We start from the raw sequence: 15931 nt of genomic DNA on the forward strand, positions 1-15931 counted from the left end.
AAGTGGGTTTATCCGTCATGCACAACGCCATCCAGTGCCCGGCCTTTCGCCTTGATTTCACGCTGGTTGCGTCCTTCCCACTGCTTGAACAGGAACGGCACGTCAGCGGCGGCGCACTGGTCGCGAAGCATCCGAAACCCGTCGGGATCGACGGGCCGGTAATGCGCCCCATTCTCGCCTCCGGTTATGACCCATTCCAGCCTGTCGATATGCGCGGACAGGTCAACCGGGCCAAGAAGCGGCTCCATGCTCAAGAAGTGTGCCACGGCAGGGACGGCGGGAAGGTGCGCCAGCCGGTCGGCCTCCTTCTGGCTCTCAACGGTCGCACCAAGCCAGACATTCGGGTATCCACCGCCCCAATCGTCAGGCAGCATCTTGGCAATGTTCTGAGGACCCTTGGCAAGCATGAGACAATCAAGGTTCGGACAATGCCGGATCAGCGCCCAAAGCTCGCGCCGCCATGATGGGGCTCTGCTCTTGTGATTGTCGAACACATCCGCCAGTGAAGCGACGATCACACGTGGGCGATCCGACGCTCCTTCGTTCTGACGGTTACACTTGATCGGGTTGCCCCATGTCTTCGTGTGTGTCCGCGCCGGCCTTGGTGAAGCCGATCCACGGGTTGAACATGTGGATTGTCCACTTGGTGCCGCTGTTTTCCGCCATCACGCGCACCCCGCGCGGGTTTCCGTTGCGCGTACAGGTTTCAGCATCGCCGAACGGCTATGAACGTGAACGAAACGAGGTGAAAAAGGGGAACGCGGCGCGAAGGCTGGGTGCGGTACAGCCCCACGAAAACAGTGGCCTGTCTTCGAATCGGTGGGCAATCAGCGGTGCAACCCATTGATTCCATTCCAGGTGAATTTACCCCCGCGTGGGGCAATTCATCGCAATGAAAACAATATGATACGGGAAAAATGGTAGGCCCGGCAGGACTTGAACCCGCAACCAAAGCGTTATGAGCGCTCTGCTCTAACCAATTGAGCTACAGGCCCGCCTCACCGTGCATTAGCAGAGCGAGCCCGCCGGTCAAGACCCAAGCGCGGCCAGGTCGTTTGCAGGGGCGATGGGTGATGTGCCGAGGACAGACTCGAGCACGGCGAGCTTGCGCTGTTCCTCATCCGTGAAGGTGGCCGGGTCATTGTCGATTTCGGCCATGGCGCGCAGGCTTTCCACCTGGGCCGGGGGCGCGACCGAGGGCTGGACGAATGTCACCGCGTCGGCCGTGACAAGGCCGGTGGAAAAGGCGATAAGGACGGTCAGGTTCAACATGTCGTATCCTTTACGTTCACAACGTTAAGACTTTGTGAGCGTCGTCGGTTCCATCCGCGTTGCGCGTGGGCGGCGGATCGTTTATCCGGCCCTCAGTTCATTTGAGGGCAAATCGGCATGACATCGGGCAAGAACGGGCTGACCTATGCGGCGGCGGGTGTGGATATCGACGCGGGCAATGCCCTGGTGGACCGGATCAAACCCGCGGCGAAAAGCACCGACCGCCCCGGGGTGATGGCGGGGCTTGGCGGCTTTGGCGGATTGTTCGACCTGAAGGCGGCCGGTTTCTCGGACCCGGTGCTGGTGGCCGCGACCGATGGGGTGGGCACCAAGCTGCGCATCGCGATCGACACCGGCCATGTGGATGGCGTGGGAATCGACTTGGTGGCGATGTGCGTCAACGATCTGATCTGCCAGGGGGCCGAGCCTCTGTTCTTCCTCGACTATTTCGCCACCGGCAAGCTGGACGTGGAAAACGCCGCCCGGGTGGTGGAAGGCATCGCCACGGGCTGTGCGCAGTCGGGCTGTGCGCTGATCGGCGGCGAGACGGCAGAAATGCCGGGCATGTACCACGGCGGCGATTTCGACCTGGCCGGTTTCGCCGTCGGCGCGATGGAGCGTGGCACGGCCCTGCCGGCCGATGTGCGGGCGGGCGATGTTCTGCTGGGGCTGGCCTCGGACGGGGTGCATTCCAACGGCTATTCGCTGGTGCGCCGGATCGTCGAACTGTCGGGCCTGGGTTGGGAGGCCGATGCCCCCTTTGCCGACGGATCCCTTGGCGCGGCCCTGCTGACGCCGACGCGGCTTTACGTTCGCCCGGTGCTGGGCGCGATCCGCGAAGGCGGCGTGCATGGTCTGGCGCATATCACCGGTGGCGGGCTGACCGAGAACCTGCCGCGCGTCCTGCCCGAAGGTCTGGGCGCCGAGGTTGACCTGGGCGCATGGGCGCTGCCGCCGGTCTATCGCTGGCTGGCCGAAACCGGCGGGATCGCGACCGGCGAAATGCTCAAGACCTTCAACTGCGGCATCGGCATGGTGCTGGTGGTTCAGGCCGATCACGCCGAGAAACTGACCGATCTTCTGGTGGCGGCAGGCGAAACCGTCTGCCGGCTGGGCGAGGTGCGCGAAGGGCAGGGCGTGACCTACACCGGCGCCTGGGCGTGAGCAGGCGCGTCGCGATCCTGCTGTCGGGTGGCGGGTCGAACATGGTTGCGCTGGTGCGCAGCATGACCGGCGATCACCCCGCGCGCCCGGTGCTGGTGGCATCGAACGACCCGGCGGCCGGTGGGCTGACCCGCGCGCAGGAGTTGGGCGTGGCGACGGCGGCGGTCGATCACCGCCCCTTTCGCGGCGACCGCGCCGCCTTCGAGGATGCCCTGCACGAAAAGCTGATCGCGGCCCGCCCCGACATCCTGTGCCTTGCCGGGTTCATGCGCATCCTGACGCCGGGTTTCATCGCGCGGTGGGAGGGGCGGATGCTGAACATCCACCCCTCGCTTCTGCCAAAATACCGCGGGCTGAACACCCATGCCCGCGCCATCGCGGCGGGCGACACTGTCGCCGGCTGCACGGTTCACGAGGTGACGGCGGAACTTGACGATGGCCCGATCCGCGGCCAGGCCACGGTGCCGGTGCGCTCCGACGATACGGCGCAATCCCTGGCCGCGCGGGTGCTGACGGCCGAACACCGCCTTTACCCGGCTGTCCTGGCCCGGTTCGCCGCAGGGGATGCCACGCCCGTGACCCTGGGCTGAGGGTTTTCTTTTTCCGCGCGATTGCCTATCAACGGGGGCAGGCGGGGCATAACAACGGATAAATACCACCCGAATGATCACCATCACCACAACCGAAGCGCTGGCAGAATTCTGCACCCGCGCCCGCGCACACCCCTATGTCACCATCGACACCGAGTTCCTGCGCGAACGCACCTATTATTCCAAGCTGTGCCTGATCCAGATGGCCGTGCCGGGTGACGCCGAGGAAGACGCAGTTCTGGTCGACCCCCTGGTCGACGGGCTGTCGCTTGAACCGCTTTACGATCTGTTCCGCGACACCTCGGTCGTGAAGGTGTTTCACGCCGCGCGCCAGGATCTCGAGATCTTCTTTGTCGAAGGCAACGTGTTTCCCGAACCGCTGTTCGACACTCAGGTCGCCGCCATGGTCTGCGGGTTCGGTGAACAGGTGGGCTATGAAACCCTGGTGCGCAAGATCGCCCGCGAAAGCCTGGACAAGACCTCGCGCTTTACCGACTGGTCGCGCCGTCCGCTGACCGATGCGCAGAAAACCTATGCCCTGGCCGATGTCACCCACCTGCGCGACATCTACGAATATCTTGCTGCCGAGCTGAAGAAATCGGGCCGCACCGAATGGGTCGAGGAAGAGCTTGGCGTGCTCACCGATCCGTCGACCTATACCGTCGATCCGCCCGAGGCCTGGCGCCGGGTGAAGACCCGCACCAATTCGGGGCGTTTCATGGCCATCGTCAAGGAGCTGGCCCAGTTCCGCGAGGCCTATGCCCGCGACAACAACATCCCCCGCACGCGCGTCTACAAGGATGACGCCCTGCTTGAACTGGCCTCGACCAAGCCTGCCACGGTGCAGGACCTGGGGCGTTCACGCCTCTTGCTGCGCGATGCCCGCAAGGGGCCGATTGCCGATGGCATCCTGGCGGCGGTCGCGGCAGGGCAGGCGGCCGATCCAAAGACGTTCCCCAAGCCCGAAGCGGGGCGCGACAAGGCGCAGGTCAACCCGGCCATCGCCGACCTGCTGCGCGTGCTGCTGAAGGCGAAATCGGAAACCGCGGGCGTGGCCAGCAAGCTGATCGCGACATCGGCCGATCTGGATGCCATCGCCGGGGGCGAACGCGACGCCCAGGCGCTGCGCGGCTGGCGCAAGAAGGTGTTCGGCAACGATGCCCTGCGCCTGTGCAACGGCGAGGTCGGCCTTGTGGCCAAGGGGCAAAGCGTCGAGGTTTTCGAGATCAAGCGCTGATATCCGGCGCCCCGGCAGATCATGCGCCGGGGGCGCGCGTCATCGTTTCAGCGGCAGGCTGACGGCCTAGCGGCGCACCGCGCGGGTATTGCGCGCCGCCACCACGCGGATTTCGCGCACGCCGTCCAGCGCCTGGTTGGTTACGAACAGCCCGACGACCACTTCGCGCGATTGCGGGGTCGAGGCGCGGTTGGGGCGCAGCGGCGGGCGCACGCGGAACTGGTATTCCAGCACGCCATCGACCGGCTTGTCATCGCTGACCGACACCAGTTCGCCGTCATAGTAGCCCTGTTCGGGCGGCAGGCCGGTGGCGCGGATGATGGCCCCGCCCGGCGTCTTCTCGACGTTCAGCGCGCTGACCTGATCCATCAGGCGGCGCAGGTCCTGGTCGATCTCGCCATAGCCGCCCTCGGGGGCCAGCGTCGCCTCGGAGCGGCTGCTGCCGAACCAGTTGAACGGGTTCAGGCGCGATTCGGCCACCCGACCGCAACCCGCCAAAGTGCCCAAGATCAGAACCGTCGCGATCAGCGTCCGTGCCATGGCCGTATCCTTCCCCAACCTGTCAGTGGGTTAGCACCAAACCGGCGGGGTTGAAAAGCCTTGTCCCCACCGCGCACGTTGCTTACCCAAGGGTGTGACATGAGAGGACTGCCATGGCCACCGCCGCATTCGAGGACATCGCCGAAACCTTCGAGTTTCTGGACGACTGGGAAGACCGCTATCGCCACGTGATCGAACTGGGCCGCGCCCTGCCGCCCATGGACGACGACCTGAAGATTCCGGCCACCAAGGTCGAGGGCTGCGCCAGCCAGGTCTGGCTGGTGCCCTCGGTCGAGGGCGAGGGGCGCGATGCCGTCCTGACCTTCGATGGCGATAGCGATGCGATGATCGTGAAGGGGCTGATCGCCATCCTCCGCGCGCTTTATTCGGGCCTGACGCTGGACCAGGTGCGCGCCGTCGATGCCATGCAGGAACTTGGCCGTCTGGGCCTGCACGATCACTTGTCCTCGCAACGTTCAAACGGGGTGCGCGCCATGGTCGAACGGATTCGCACGCTGGCGGCCTGACGCCTAACCCTCGTCCTCGATCCAGCCATCGCCCTGCCGCTTCAGCAGTGGCGAGGTGAAGGCGCCCATCACCCGGTCGGGCACATCGGGATAATCCGCGCCGATCCGATCGTGCCAGCGGCGGGTCTGCAGCATCGCCGCCCCCACGGCCACCGGCGTCACCCCGATCAGCGCCAGCGCCGCCAGCCCGGCACAGATCGACGTGCCGCTTGAGATCACATCGTCGATCAGCACCACCCGCTTGCCTGCCAGCAGGGGCACCATGCGCGGATCGACGTAAAGCCGCTTTTCGGCGCCGGGGCTGGTGATCGAACGCATCGGCACCGAAAGGTCGGGATCGTACCAGAACTTGCGCGATGTCCCCAGGGCGACAAAGCGGCGATGGCCCAGCCGCTGCGCCACAAGGCGGGCCAGCGACAACCCAAGGGTCGGCAGGCCGACGATCACCTCGGGGGCCGTCGCGTGCAGCTTTTCGGCCAGCATCCCGGCCAGCGCGCCCTCCACCTCGAAACTGCTCTGGTTGAGAATCAGCGAGGCGATGGCATTGCCCGTGTCGCCCAGGGCGCGGATCGGCAGGGTCAGGATGCGCCCGTCCGGCAGATGCGCCGGAAACCGGTCGGTATAGGGCGCGACCGGGGCGCTGTCGGAAAATTCCTGCCAGAAATCATGGGGCTGCATGGGTGTTCCTCTTGTTCCCGCCTGCGCGGCGACGCTATCATCGCAGCCATGCAACAGCCAGCCCAACCCGACATCGCCGCCCTGACCGCCCTGCGCCGCGATCTGCACCGCCACCCCGAACTGGGGTTCGAGGAACACCGCACCGCGGGGATCGTCGCCGAACGGCTGCGCGCCCTCGGGCTTGAGGTGGAAACCGGCATCGCCGGAACCGGCGTTGTCGCCACCCTGCGCGGGAATGGCCGCTCGGTGGGGCTGCGCGCCGACATGGACGCGCTGGCCATGCCCGAAACCAGCGGTCTGCCCTATGCCAGCGAAACCCCCGGCAAGATGCACGCCTGCGGCCATGACGGGCACACCACGCTGCTTCTGGGCGCGGCCGAGGTTCTGGCCGCCGATCCGCCCGCCGGAACGGTGCATTTCATCTTCCAGCCCGCCGAGGAAGGGCGCGGCGGGGCAAAGGCCATGGTCGAGGCGGGGCTGTTCGAACGTTTCCCCTGCGATATGGTCTTCGGCCTGCACAACATGCCCGGCCTGGCGCCCGATCAGATGGCGGTGGTGGTCGGCCCGCAACTGGCCAGTTCCGACAGTTGGCGGCTGACCTTTCGCGGCATCGGCACCCACGGCGCCAAGCCGCACCTGGGCCGCGATCCGGTGACGGCGGCGGGACAGTTCCTGTCGGCGCTCCAGACCATCCCGGGCCGGGTGGTGGACCCGCTGCAACCCAGCGTGATCAGCGCCTGTTCCCTGCGGGCGGGCGACCCCAACGCGCTGAACGTCATTCCCGACTTCGTGGAAATCGGCGGCACCGCCCGGGCCTATACCCCCGAAGTACGCGATCAGCTTGAGCATGAGATCGGCCGCCTGGCCCACGGGATTGCCAGCGCCATGGGGGTTACGGCCGAGTATGATTATATCCGCCGCATTCCGCCGGTGGTGAACGATGCCGGCGCCACGGAGATCGCCTTGCGCGCGGCACAGTCGGTCAGCGACAATGTGATCACGGATTTTCCGCCCTCGACCGCGGGCGATGATTTCGCCTTCTTCGGGCAAGAGGCGCCGGGTGCCTATGTCTGGCTGGGCAACGGCCCGGCGGTGGATGGCGCGCTGCACCACAACACCGGGTATGATTTCAACGATCAGGCGCTGCCCACGGGCATCGCCTTCTGGGCCGCCGTCGCGCGCGAGGCGCTGACCTAAGCTAAGCCATCCTCGAGGATGGGCGAGCGCAGAAGCCGCCCGCCTTGCGGATCGGCCGTGCCAAGGTCGGTCTGGTGCGGCCCGGCGTTGCAGGCCAGCGTTGCGCCCACCAGGGCCTTGAACACCAGGTAGGGCGGTTGCCAGTCAACCACGCGGTCCATGGCCGAACGCACGGCGGCGAAGGCCTCGCCCACCTCGGCCAGGGGGTGGTCCGACACAAGGCCGGCGACGGGTAAGGGCAGCAATGCCAACACCTTGCCGCGCGACGTTGCCACCATTCCGCCGCCCGCCTCGATCAGAGTATTCGCCGCCAGCGCCATATCCTCGGGATCGTGGCCAAAGACGGTCAGGTTGTGGCTGTCGTGGCTGACGGTGGTGGCAAAGGCCCCGCGCCATGTACCCCAGCCCCGCAGCACGCCCAGCGATGGGGTGGCGGGGTGCATGCCATGACGATGGATCACGGCAATCCGGGTGTGATCGGCGGGCAGCATGACGGTGCCCGCATCAACCGCCAGCGTGGTTTCCCCCCAGCGGGTGAAACGGGGCTGGTCGATGGTGGCAATCCTCACCTTCGGCCCCTTCGCGCGAAGCATGAAGTTCGCGGCATTGAGACTTGAAATATCGCAGGTTCTCGAGAGTTGGGTCGGGATGGGTTTGCCCTGTGGCACCTCTTTCACCAAGGCGCCATCGCGCAGCACATGGCGGGCGGTGAATCCCTCCAGATCCTCGAACAGCACAACGTCGGCGCGCCGGCCGGGGGCCACGACCCCCAGGTCGGCGCGGCGCAGCCGCTGGGCGGCGTTATGGGTGGCCGCGCGCAGGGCATCGATGGGCGCCATGCCATAGCGCACCAGGCGGCGCAGCACATCGTCAAGGCCCCCGGAACGGTGAAGATCGTCAGGAAAGACATCGTCGGTGCAAAGGGTTAGCGTCGATGGCTGTTGAGGAAGGGTTTTCAGCGCCTCAACGAATTCGGGAAGAAGGTGATCGTGCGATCCGCGCATCTCAACCCAAAGGCCCGCGCGCAGTTTTTCCAGCAGGTCCTCGCCCGAAGTCAGCTCGTGATCCGAGGAAACGCCTGCGGAAACATAGGCTTGCAGATCGGAGCCGGTCAGACTGCGGGCGTGGCCGTTGATGTTCTTGCCGGATTCCAGCGCGGCTTGCAGGATCGCTCGCATGCGGGGGGCGCGGCTGGTGACGGCGGCCATGTCCATGACCTCGGCCAGACCATGAATATCGTTACTCGACAATATGTTGGACAGAGTTTCTGAAGTAAAATCCGCGCCTGCCGTTTCATATCCTGGGGCCGAGGGCACACAGGATGGCGCCAGCGTGAGGATGCGAAGCGGTGAATCCTTCGCGCAATCAATGGCATAGGCCATGCCGTTCAGGCCCGCGACATTGGCGAACTCATGCGGGTCCCATACCACGGTTGTGACACCACGGGGCAGAACGGCAGCGGCATAGATTTCGGGCGTGACCATGCTGGATTCGACATGCATATGCGCGTCGATCAGGCCCGGTGTTGCGAACAATCCTGTCGCGTCAATGGTTTCCAAGGCGTCCTTGCGGCTACCTTTAGGGTGGACCGAAGCAATCAGTGCGCCGGTACATCCGATGTCGGCCGGGCGCAATTCGCCCGTGATCACATCGACCAGCGTTGCACCGGTAATCAGCAGATCGAATGGCGCGTCGCCCCGTGCGGCGGCGACGGCGCGGTCGCGCAGGGCGGCATCGTTCAAATCGTCAGGCTCGCGCGTCATGGGGTGAAAACCGACATGCAGAGCGCATGCACCGCCTTGGCATCGCAACCGGGCAGGATGTGGGCGAGCTGGCCCTCGGCGCCGCGCCGGTCGGTCACGGTGCGCCCGCGGGTATGCTGGCCGCAAAGTTCGACCGCCAGATGCACCGGCGCGGCATCGAAGAGATCGGGGCGCAGCAGGGCGGCGGCGGCCACCGGATCGTACAGCGCCATCGACGGACGCCCCCGCGACAGGGCGATGTCAAGATAGCCGCCCAGCAGGTCGCGCAGCAGCGGATCGGTGGCGGCGGTGACGTCATCCTCGGAAATCTGCACCTGGCGGCAGATGTCCAGATCGACCATGGTGATCGGCACGTCGCGGGCCAGCAAGATCGCCAGCGCCTCGGGGTCGGCATAGGCGTTGAATTCGGCGCTGGCGGTGTGGTTGCCCGCACCCACGGCGCCGCCCATCCAGGTGATCCGCCCGATCCGGTCCAGAAGGTCGGGATGTGCCAGCGCCAGGGTGGCAAGATTGGTGAGCGGCCCAAGGGCCAGGATCTGCGCGTCGTCCTGGCCCTTCAGCCAGCGGGCCAGGGCGGGAACGGCGGGCGGAAATTGCGCATTGACCGGCGGCAGGGACAGTCCGCGCGTGGGCATCCCGCTGTCGCCCAGGATACGCTGGGCGGTCTCAAGCCCCCCCAGAACCGCGCGTTCCGCGCCCATGCTGATGGGGGTGGACCAGCCGAAAACGGCCATCGCCCCGGCGGCATTCGCGGCCACTTGGGGCAGCGGTGCATTGCCAAAGGTCAGCGAGATGCCATCGACCGTGGCGTGGCGCAGGGCCAGCAGGACGGCGAAAAGATCGTCCACGCCCATGTCGGTGTCGATCCAGATGCCCATGCTCAGCTGTTTTCCACGATGACGGCGCGGTCTTTCGGCAGATCGAAGCGCACGGGCTGGCCGATGCGATAGACCGTGTCGGACGCGGGCATGTCGACCTTGACCATCCCGATGGCCGACTCGACGACATATTCGCGCCGCTCTCCGGCGAAGGCGACACCGCGCACCGTGCCCTCGTGCGGGCCTTCGCCCAGCACCACCGCCGAGGGACGCCAGGCCATGGACCGGTTCTCGCCTTCGATGGGCAGGATCGTTTCGAAGCCCAGGAAATCGGCGGCGAAGGTGGTGCGCGGCGCCGAATAGATCTCTTCCGGGGTGGCGATCTGTTCGATGGCCCCGCCGCGCATCAGCACGATCCGGTCGGCCAGTCCCATCGCCTCGGACTGGTCGTGGGTGACGAAAACCATGGTGACGCCGGTTTCCTGCTGAACCCGCTGCAGTTCGACCCGCATTTCAAGGCGCAGCCTTGCGTCGAGATTCGAAAGCGGTTCATCCAGCAGCAGAACCTTGGGCTGCATCACCAGGCTGCGGGCCAGGGCCACGCGCTGTTGCTGACCGCCCGAAAGGTCGGCCGGCATCCGGGTGGCGAATTTGGCCAGGCCCACGGTTTCCAGCCCCGCGCGCACCTTGGCGTCAAGATCGGGATCGCGGCGCAGGCGCAGCCCGAAGGCCACGTTGTCGTAAAGCGTCAGGTGCGGAAACAGGGCGTAGGATTGGAACATCAGGCCCACCTCGCGCTTGGCCGGGGCCAGGCGGGTGACGTCGCGCCCGTCGATCGTAATGCTGCCCGCCACCGGCGTCAGCAGCCCGGCGATGGCGCGCATCGTCGTCGTCTTGCCGCAGCCCGAAGGCCCCAGCAGCGCGACAAGTTCGCCCTTGGCGATGGCCAGGTTCATCTTCTCGACGGCCACGGTGCGCCCGTAGGCAAGGGTAAGGTCGGAGATATTGAGGAAGTCAGACATAGCGGGAGAACCCCAGGAATTTTTCGGCGGCAAAGATGATGGCGATCGAAAGCGCGGCCAGCAGGGCCGACAGCGCCGCCACCGACGGGTCATAGTTGATTTCCATGTAGGCGATCATGTCGATGGGAAGGGTGCGCAGGCCCGGCCCCGAAAGGAACAGCGACACGGGCACCTGATTGAACGAGGTGACAAAGCCCAGGATGAAGGCGGCCAGCACGCCGCCCTTGATGTTGGGCAGCACGATGCGCAGGAAGGCGGTGAAGCGGGTACAGCCCAGCAGAAGGGCGGCTTCCTCCATGTCGACGCGCAGGTTCTCCATGCTGGCCGACACCACGCGCACCGCATAGGGCAGCACCAGCGCGGTATGGGCCATGAACAGCGCCGGCCCGATCCCGACGCCCGTGGGAATCACCAGATAGCGCAGCAGCGCAAGGCCGACGATGATGCCCGGCACGATGATCGGAGACGAGACGACAAGGCGCACGAATTCCGCGCCCGGCACCTTGTAGCGCGCCATGCCATAGCTGGCCGGAATGCCCAGCAGCAGGGCGGTGAGGGTGCCGAAGATCGCCAGGAACATCGACACGCCAAAGGACATGCGAAAGCTGTCGACCTGAAACACCTTGATGAACCATTTCAGGCTGATCCCCTGGGGCGGGAAGGCCAGGGTGTTGCCCGCCGAAAGCGCGGCGGCGATGATGATGAGGAAGGGGCCGATCAGGAACGTCAGGGTCAGCCCCAGGATGACCCATGTGGCAAGGCGGTTGTTCATGCGCGGGTCTTTCGTGCGGTGGCGATGCGTTTCAGAAGAAGGTTGGCGGAAAAGGCCATGACGATCAGGATCATGGCGATCACGCTGGCGGCCACGAAATCATTGGCCACGGTTACGCGCTGGTAAAGCAGCGTTTCCAGCATCAGAACCTTGCTGCCGCCCAGGATGGCGGGGGTGATATAGGCGGTCATCGACCCCGTGAAGACCAGCGTTCCGCCGATCACCAGCCCCTCGCGGGTCAGGGGCAGGATCACGCGGGTGAAGACCTGGAACCAGTTCGCGCCCAGGATGCGGGCGGCGGGAATGGCGTCACGCGGCATGTTCTCCATCGCGCTGACCAGCGAAATGATCATCAGCGGCAGGAACAGTTGCAACAGCCCGATGAAGACGGCGGTTTCGGTGAACAGGATGCGGGCGGGTGTGTCCATGATGCCGATGTCCACGAGGATGGCGTTGACAAAACCTGTGCGCCCCAGGATCACCAGCCAGGCATAGGTGCGCGCCACCGGCGAGATCATCAGCGGCAGGGTGACAAGCCCGAACATCCGCCCGCGCGAGGTGGGCGGCAGCGACACGATGCAGAAGGCCGCGGCATAGCCGATCACCGCCGAAACGCCGGCCACGAAGGCGGCCAGTTTCAGGGTGCGCCAGAACACCGTCTGGTTGCGCCCGGAGCTGAAGAAATCGATGTAGGCCTGAACCGAGAACCCGTTTTCGCCCTGAAACGCCTCGGACAGCAGGATGCCCACGGGCAGGATGAACAGCGCCGCCGCGAAAAGGGCGGCGGGCAGGGTCAGGGCAAGGCCGACGGCGCGGTTTTCAAACATGGTTTCTGTCTTTTCAGATGCTTGGCTGCGGCACCGGCGGGATCACCCGCCTGACCGTCAGGGTGGCCAGCCCCCGCCTTGGGGGGCTGACCGGGAGGGTTACTGCAACACCTTCGCGTTCCATTCGGCCAGCCAGTTCTCGCGCTGGTCCAGGATCACGTCGGCCGGGATCAGATCGAGGCTGTTGGCGGTTTCCGCACCATAGGTCAGGTTCTCGGCGATTTCGTCGCTCACTTCGACCTCGGCGTTCGCCGGGCTGTCGACCAGTGCTTCGGCCAGGGCCTTCTGGATGTCGGTGGAGAGCCAGAAATCCATGAACTGAAGGGCCAGATCCTCGTTTCCGTTGTCCTTGGTCATGACCATGACGTTCATGCCGCCGGTCTGCCCCTCTTTCGGGGTGGCCCAGGCCAGGGGCAAGCCGCTGTCCTTGAACTGACCCCAGGCGAAGCGGCCCACGGGGGCGGCCCAGATCTCTTCCTGCTGCATCAGCTGGGCCAGCTGGGACGAGCGGACATAGAAGGTCACGATGTCGTCGGCATGGTCGGCCACGGCCTGGATGGGTGCGGCCAGCGACGGGTCGGTGTCGCCCATGGCCTTGCCGATCATGTGCAGCGTGGGCGGGCCCTGGTTGGTGGTCACATCGGGCAGGGCCACGTTGCCGGCCAGTTCGGGGCCCAGCAGATCGGCCCAGGAATCGACGCTGTCGATCATGTCGGAACGATAGACGATCGAGGTGGCATAGAAGGTATATCCGACGGCCATGTTGTCGCCGATGGGATCTTTCGCCAGATCATAGAGCTTGTCGTAGCTTTCCAGCTTGCTCACGTCGATGGGCTGCAACAGGCCCTTGCGGGCGGCGGCCAGGGCATCGTGGGTCGACACCACGGCCATGTCGATCACCGGGCTGGCGGCGTTGGCCTCGATCTTGGCCATACGCTCGACCGAGTTGCCGGTTTCCACGACAAGTTCGCAATCGCAGATCGCCTCGAAGGGGTCATAGACCAGTTCCTTGAACTCGTCTTGGGCGAAGGAATAAACCGAAATGGTCAGGGTCCGGTCCTGGGCCTGGGCGCCGGTGGCGATCAGGGCCGCGGCGGTGGTGCAAAGCAGTTTCTTCATCTCATGTCTCCGTGTTGGGGTTGGGGGCCGGTGCGGTTGAACCGCGCCTTGTGAGGGTCATGGGAAAAATCCTCTCGTGCGGGGCGGGGGCGCCGCCCAGTTGGGCGGCAAGGCTGGCAATGGCGGCCCCGGCGATGGCCTGGGTATCCTGGGCCACGGTGGTCAGCGCGGGGGTGATGGCGCGCCCGAAGGCGTGGTCGTCGAAGCCGATCACGCTGACATCGTCGGGCACGCGACGGCCGCTTCGGTGCAGGGTGGTCAGCGCGGTCAGGGCGTGCAGATCAGAGGTGGCGATGATGCCGGTCGCCCGGGTGGCGGCGATATCCCCGCCATCCTCAAGCCACAGGGTTTCGGCCTGCATCTGCGGCGTCAGGGCCGCGCGCATCCCCGCGATCCGGTCGCTTTGAACCAGCGATTGGCGGCTTTCGCCCAGGAACAGCAGGTGGCGATGCCCCAGGTCGGCCAGATGCGCGACGGCCAGCGCGCCGCCGCCGCGATGGTCCGATGCGGCGGTGTTGCCGGGGGTCGAGGCGGTGTCGATCACCGCGACGGGCAGGTCCATCGCCATCAGCCGCGTGCCGCGCCGGGGCACCAGGACGATGCCGTCGGCGCCCTGCCGTTCAAGTCGGCGCAGGGCGTCGGTCTGGGTGCCGGTGTCGCCACGCGAATCCGCGATCAGCACGCCGAACCCCGCGGCCGCGGCGGCGGATTCGACCGCCTGGGCAATGGCCGGAAACAGGGGGTTCGACAGATCGGGCAGCACCAGCCCGATGACCCCGCTGCGCCCCGTGCGCAGGGCGCGGGCCTGGGGGCTGGGGCGATACTCCATGGCAAGGGCGGTGGCGCGAATCCGGTCGCGCAGGGCAGGCGACACGCGGCCCCGCCCGGTCAGCGCGTTTGACACGGTGGCGGCCGAAACCCCCAGTTCGTTCGCGATGTCTTGCAGGCGTGGCTGCACGAAATCCCCCGATTAATCGTTAAAGCAAATTGCGTTGCCGGGGGCGATTCTGTCAAGCGGCGATTGCGTCAGGGGGTGGGGGCCGACATCAGTTGTTCGGGCAGCCAGGTCGCCAGCCCCGGAAAGGCCACCAGGATCGCCACCATCACCACCATGATCGCAAACATCGGAATCGCGGTGCGGGCGATATAGGTGATGTCGTGTTTCGTCATGCCCTGCAGCACGAAGAGGTTGAACCCGATGGGCGGCGTGATCTGCGCCATTTCCACCACCACCACGATGAAGATGCCGAACCACACAAGATCGATCCCCGCGGCGCGGATCATCGGTTCGATGATCGCCATGGTCAGCACCACCGCCGAGATCCCGTCAAGAAACATGCCGATGATGATGTAGAACACGGTCAGCGCGGCAATCAGGGCGATGGGCGACAGATCGAAGGTGGCGATCCAGGCGGCCAAGGCGCGCGGCAGACCGGTGAAGCCCATGGACAGCGACAGGAAAGCCGCGCCCATGAGGATCAGCGCGATCATCGCGCTGGTGCGGGTGGCGCCCAGCAGCGATTCGATGAAATTTTCGCGGGAAAGCGAGCCCTGGAGCAACGCCAGCACCAACGCGCCGACAACCCCGAAGGCCGCCGCCTCGGTCGCGGTGGCGTATCCGGTGTACATCGACCCGATGACGACAAAGACCAGCGCGATCACGGGGATCAGCAGGGTCGAATTCTTCAGGGCGGCCACAAAGCCGATTTTCGCTTCGGGTTCGGGGCGCTGGTGGGGTTTCAGGAAATACCAGGCGACGATGTAAAGCATGAACATTCCCGCCAGCACGAGGCCCGGAAGAACACCGGCCATGAACAGCTTGGTGATGCTTTCGCGCACGGTCACGCCATAGACGATCAGGGTCAGCGACGGCGGGATCATCAGCCCCAGGGTGGCCGCGCCGGCAAGGGTTCCAATGGTCATGAACTCGGGGTAGCCGCGGGCGCGCAGCTCTGGGATGGACATTTTGCCGACGGTGGTCAGCGTCGCGGCCGAACTGCCCGACACGGCGGCAAAGACGGTGCAGCCGACGACATTGGTGTGCAGAAGCCCCCCGGGAATGCGCGCCATCCAGGGGGCCAGCCCCTTGAACATATCCTCGGAAAGCCTTGTGCGGTAAAGGATTTCGCCCATCCAGATGAACAGGGGCAGGGCGGTCAGGGTCCAACTGCTGGCCCCGGTCCATACGGTGATGATCATGGCATTCCCGGGATCGCGCGTCGTGAAACCGATCATCCCGATATAGGCGACCCCGAACAGCGCCAGCCCCACCCAAAGCCCGGTGCCCAGCAGGAAGAACAGCACGAAAAGGAAGATCCCGATCTTCAGCGCCACGGCGTCACGGTCAAACCCGGTCATCATTTGCGCCGCACCATAGGCGGCCAGCAGAACGGCGGCGGCCAGCG

The 15931-nt window shown here is 65.6% G+C and carries 17 protein-coding genes and 1 tRNA gene; 5 read left to right on the forward strand and 13 right to left on the reverse strand.

Annotated elements, in window-relative coordinates; genetic code table 11:
- Positions 1 to 8: 8 nt before the first annotated feature.
- From H7828_RS08620 to H7828_RS08630, 3 genes are all read right to left on the reverse strand, one after another.
- Complete coding sequence (locus H7828_RS08620) at positions 9 to 563, reverse strand: DUF5131 family protein (protein ID WP_226780778.1); 555 nt, start codon at positions 561 to 563, stop codon at positions 9 to 11.
- Between the two features lie 355 nt (positions 564 to 918).
- A tRNA-Ile gene (locus H7828_RS08625) sits at positions 919 to 995 on the reverse strand.
- 34 nt (positions 996 to 1029) lie between these two features.
- The gene (locus tag H7828_RS08630; protein ID WP_226780615.1) at positions 1030 to 1272 is read right to left on the reverse strand and encodes a hypothetical protein; all 243 of its coding nucleotides are present in this window, start codon (positions 1270 to 1272) and stop codon (positions 1030 to 1032) included.
- Positions 1273 to 1389: 117 nt separating this feature from the next.
- Between H7828_RS08630 and purM the strand changes: the two genes are divergently transcribed.
- The 3 genes from purM to rnd all read left to right on the forward strand — a co-directional run bounded on the left by purM (position 1390) and on the right by rnd (position 4263).
- Entirely contained in the window at positions 1390 to 2436 is a 1047-nt protein-coding gene (gene purM, locus H7828_RS08635) for a phosphoribosylformylglycinamidine cyclo-ligase (protein ID WP_226780616.1), read from the forward strand.
- Positions 2433 to 3026 carry a phosphoribosylglycinamide formyltransferase gene (gene purN / locus H7828_RS08640; RefSeq protein ID WP_226780617.1) on the forward strand — a complete coding sequence of 198 codons (594 nt, stop codon included), beginning with the start codon at positions 2433 to 2435 and terminating at the stop codon, positions 3024 to 3026. Before purM ends, purN begins: the two co-directional genes overlap by 4 nt.
- Before the next feature lie 73 nt (positions 3027 to 3099).
- On the forward strand, positions 3100 to 4263 hold the full coding sequence (gene rnd, locus H7828_RS08645) for a ribonuclease D (protein ID WP_226780618.1): 1164 nt from the start codon (positions 3100 to 3102) through the stop codon (positions 4261 to 4263).
- Between the two features lie 66 nt (positions 4264 to 4329).
- Here rnd and H7828_RS08650 read toward each other — a convergent pair whose 3' ends face one another.
- Positions 4330 to 4803, reverse strand: coding sequence for a hypothetical protein (locus H7828_RS08650; protein WP_226780619.1), 474 nt, complete (start codon positions 4801 to 4803; stop codon positions 4330 to 4332).
- 113 nt (positions 4804 to 4916) lie between these two features.
- Here H7828_RS08650 and H7828_RS08655 point away from each other — a divergent pair, with 113 nt between their 5' ends.
- A complete protein-coding gene (locus tag H7828_RS08655; RefSeq protein WP_226780620.1) occupies positions 4917 to 5330 on the forward strand; it encodes a SufE family protein in 414 nt (137 codons plus the stop codon).
- Between the two features lie 3 nt (positions 5331 to 5333).
- Here the strand turns inward: H7828_RS08655 and H7828_RS08660 are convergent, their stop codons facing one another.
- The gene (locus H7828_RS08660; protein ID WP_226780621.1) at positions 5334 to 6008 is read right to left on the reverse strand and encodes a phosphoribosyltransferase; all 675 of its coding nucleotides are present in this window, start codon (positions 6006 to 6008) and stop codon (positions 5334 to 5336) included.
- Between the two features lie 48 nt (positions 6009 to 6056).
- Between H7828_RS08660 and H7828_RS08665 the strand changes: the two genes are divergently transcribed.
- A complete protein-coding gene (locus tag H7828_RS08665) occupies positions 6057 to 7205 on the forward strand; it encodes a M20 aminoacylase family protein (protein WP_226780622.1) in 1149 nt (382 codons plus the stop codon).
- On the opposite strand, the gene H7828_RS08670 is transcribed toward H7828_RS08665, so the two are convergent.
- The 8 genes from H7828_RS08670 to H7828_RS08705 all read right to left on the reverse strand — a co-directional run bounded on the left by H7828_RS08670 (position 7202) and on the right by H7828_RS08705 (position 15884).
- On the reverse strand, positions 7202 to 8968 hold the full coding sequence (locus H7828_RS08670; protein WP_226780623.1) for an adenine deaminase: 1767 nt from the start codon (positions 8966 to 8968) through the stop codon (positions 7202 to 7204). The two genes, H7828_RS08665 and H7828_RS08670, sit on opposite strands and share 4 nt — an antisense overlap.
- Positions 8965 to 9846: a nucleoside hydrolase gene (locus H7828_RS08675; RefSeq protein ID WP_226780624.1), complete on the reverse strand. Its 882-nt coding sequence runs from the start codon at positions 9844 to 9846 to the stop codon at positions 8965 to 8967. The genes H7828_RS08670 and H7828_RS08675 overlap by 4 nt, the downstream gene beginning before the upstream one ends.
- 2 nt (positions 9847 to 9848) lie before the next feature.
- Positions 9849 to 10808, reverse strand: coding sequence for an ABC transporter ATP-binding protein (locus H7828_RS08680; RefSeq protein ID WP_226780625.1), 960 nt, complete (start codon positions 10806 to 10808; stop codon positions 9849 to 9851).
- A complete protein-coding gene (locus H7828_RS08685) occupies positions 10801 to 11580 on the reverse strand; it encodes an ABC transporter permease (protein WP_226780626.1) in 780 nt (259 codons plus the stop codon). The genes H7828_RS08680 and H7828_RS08685 overlap by 8 nt, the downstream gene beginning before the upstream one ends.
- Complete coding sequence (locus tag H7828_RS08690; protein WP_226780627.1) at positions 11577 to 12407, reverse strand: ABC transporter permease; 831 nt, start codon at positions 12405 to 12407, stop codon at positions 11577 to 11579. The genes H7828_RS08685 and H7828_RS08690 overlap by 4 nt, the downstream gene beginning before the upstream one ends.
- A 99-nt stretch (positions 12408 to 12506) precedes the next feature.
- The gene (locus H7828_RS08695) at positions 12507 to 13526 is read right to left on the reverse strand and encodes an ABC transporter substrate-binding protein (protein ID WP_226780628.1); all 1020 of its coding nucleotides are present in this window, start codon (positions 13524 to 13526) and stop codon (positions 12507 to 12509) included.
- A gap of 1 nt (position 13527) precedes the next feature.
- Positions 13528 to 14484, reverse strand: a complete 957-nt coding sequence (locus H7828_RS08700; protein ID WP_226780629.1) for a LacI family DNA-binding transcriptional regulator — start codon at positions 14482 to 14484, stop codon at positions 13528 to 13530.
- Positions 14485 to 14552: 68 nt separating this feature from the next.
- Positions 14553 to 15884: a TRAP transporter large permease gene (locus H7828_RS08705; protein WP_226780779.1), complete on the reverse strand. Its 1332-nt coding sequence runs from the start codon at positions 15882 to 15884 to the stop codon at positions 14553 to 14555.
- Positions 15885 to 15931: the final 47 nt, after the last annotated feature.

It is taken from the genome of Oceaniglobus trochenteri (assembly GCF_020529025.1).
Taxonomy (GTDB): domain Bacteria; phylum Pseudomonadota; class Alphaproteobacteria; order Rhodobacterales; family Rhodobacteraceae; genus Oceaniglobus; species Oceaniglobus trochenteri.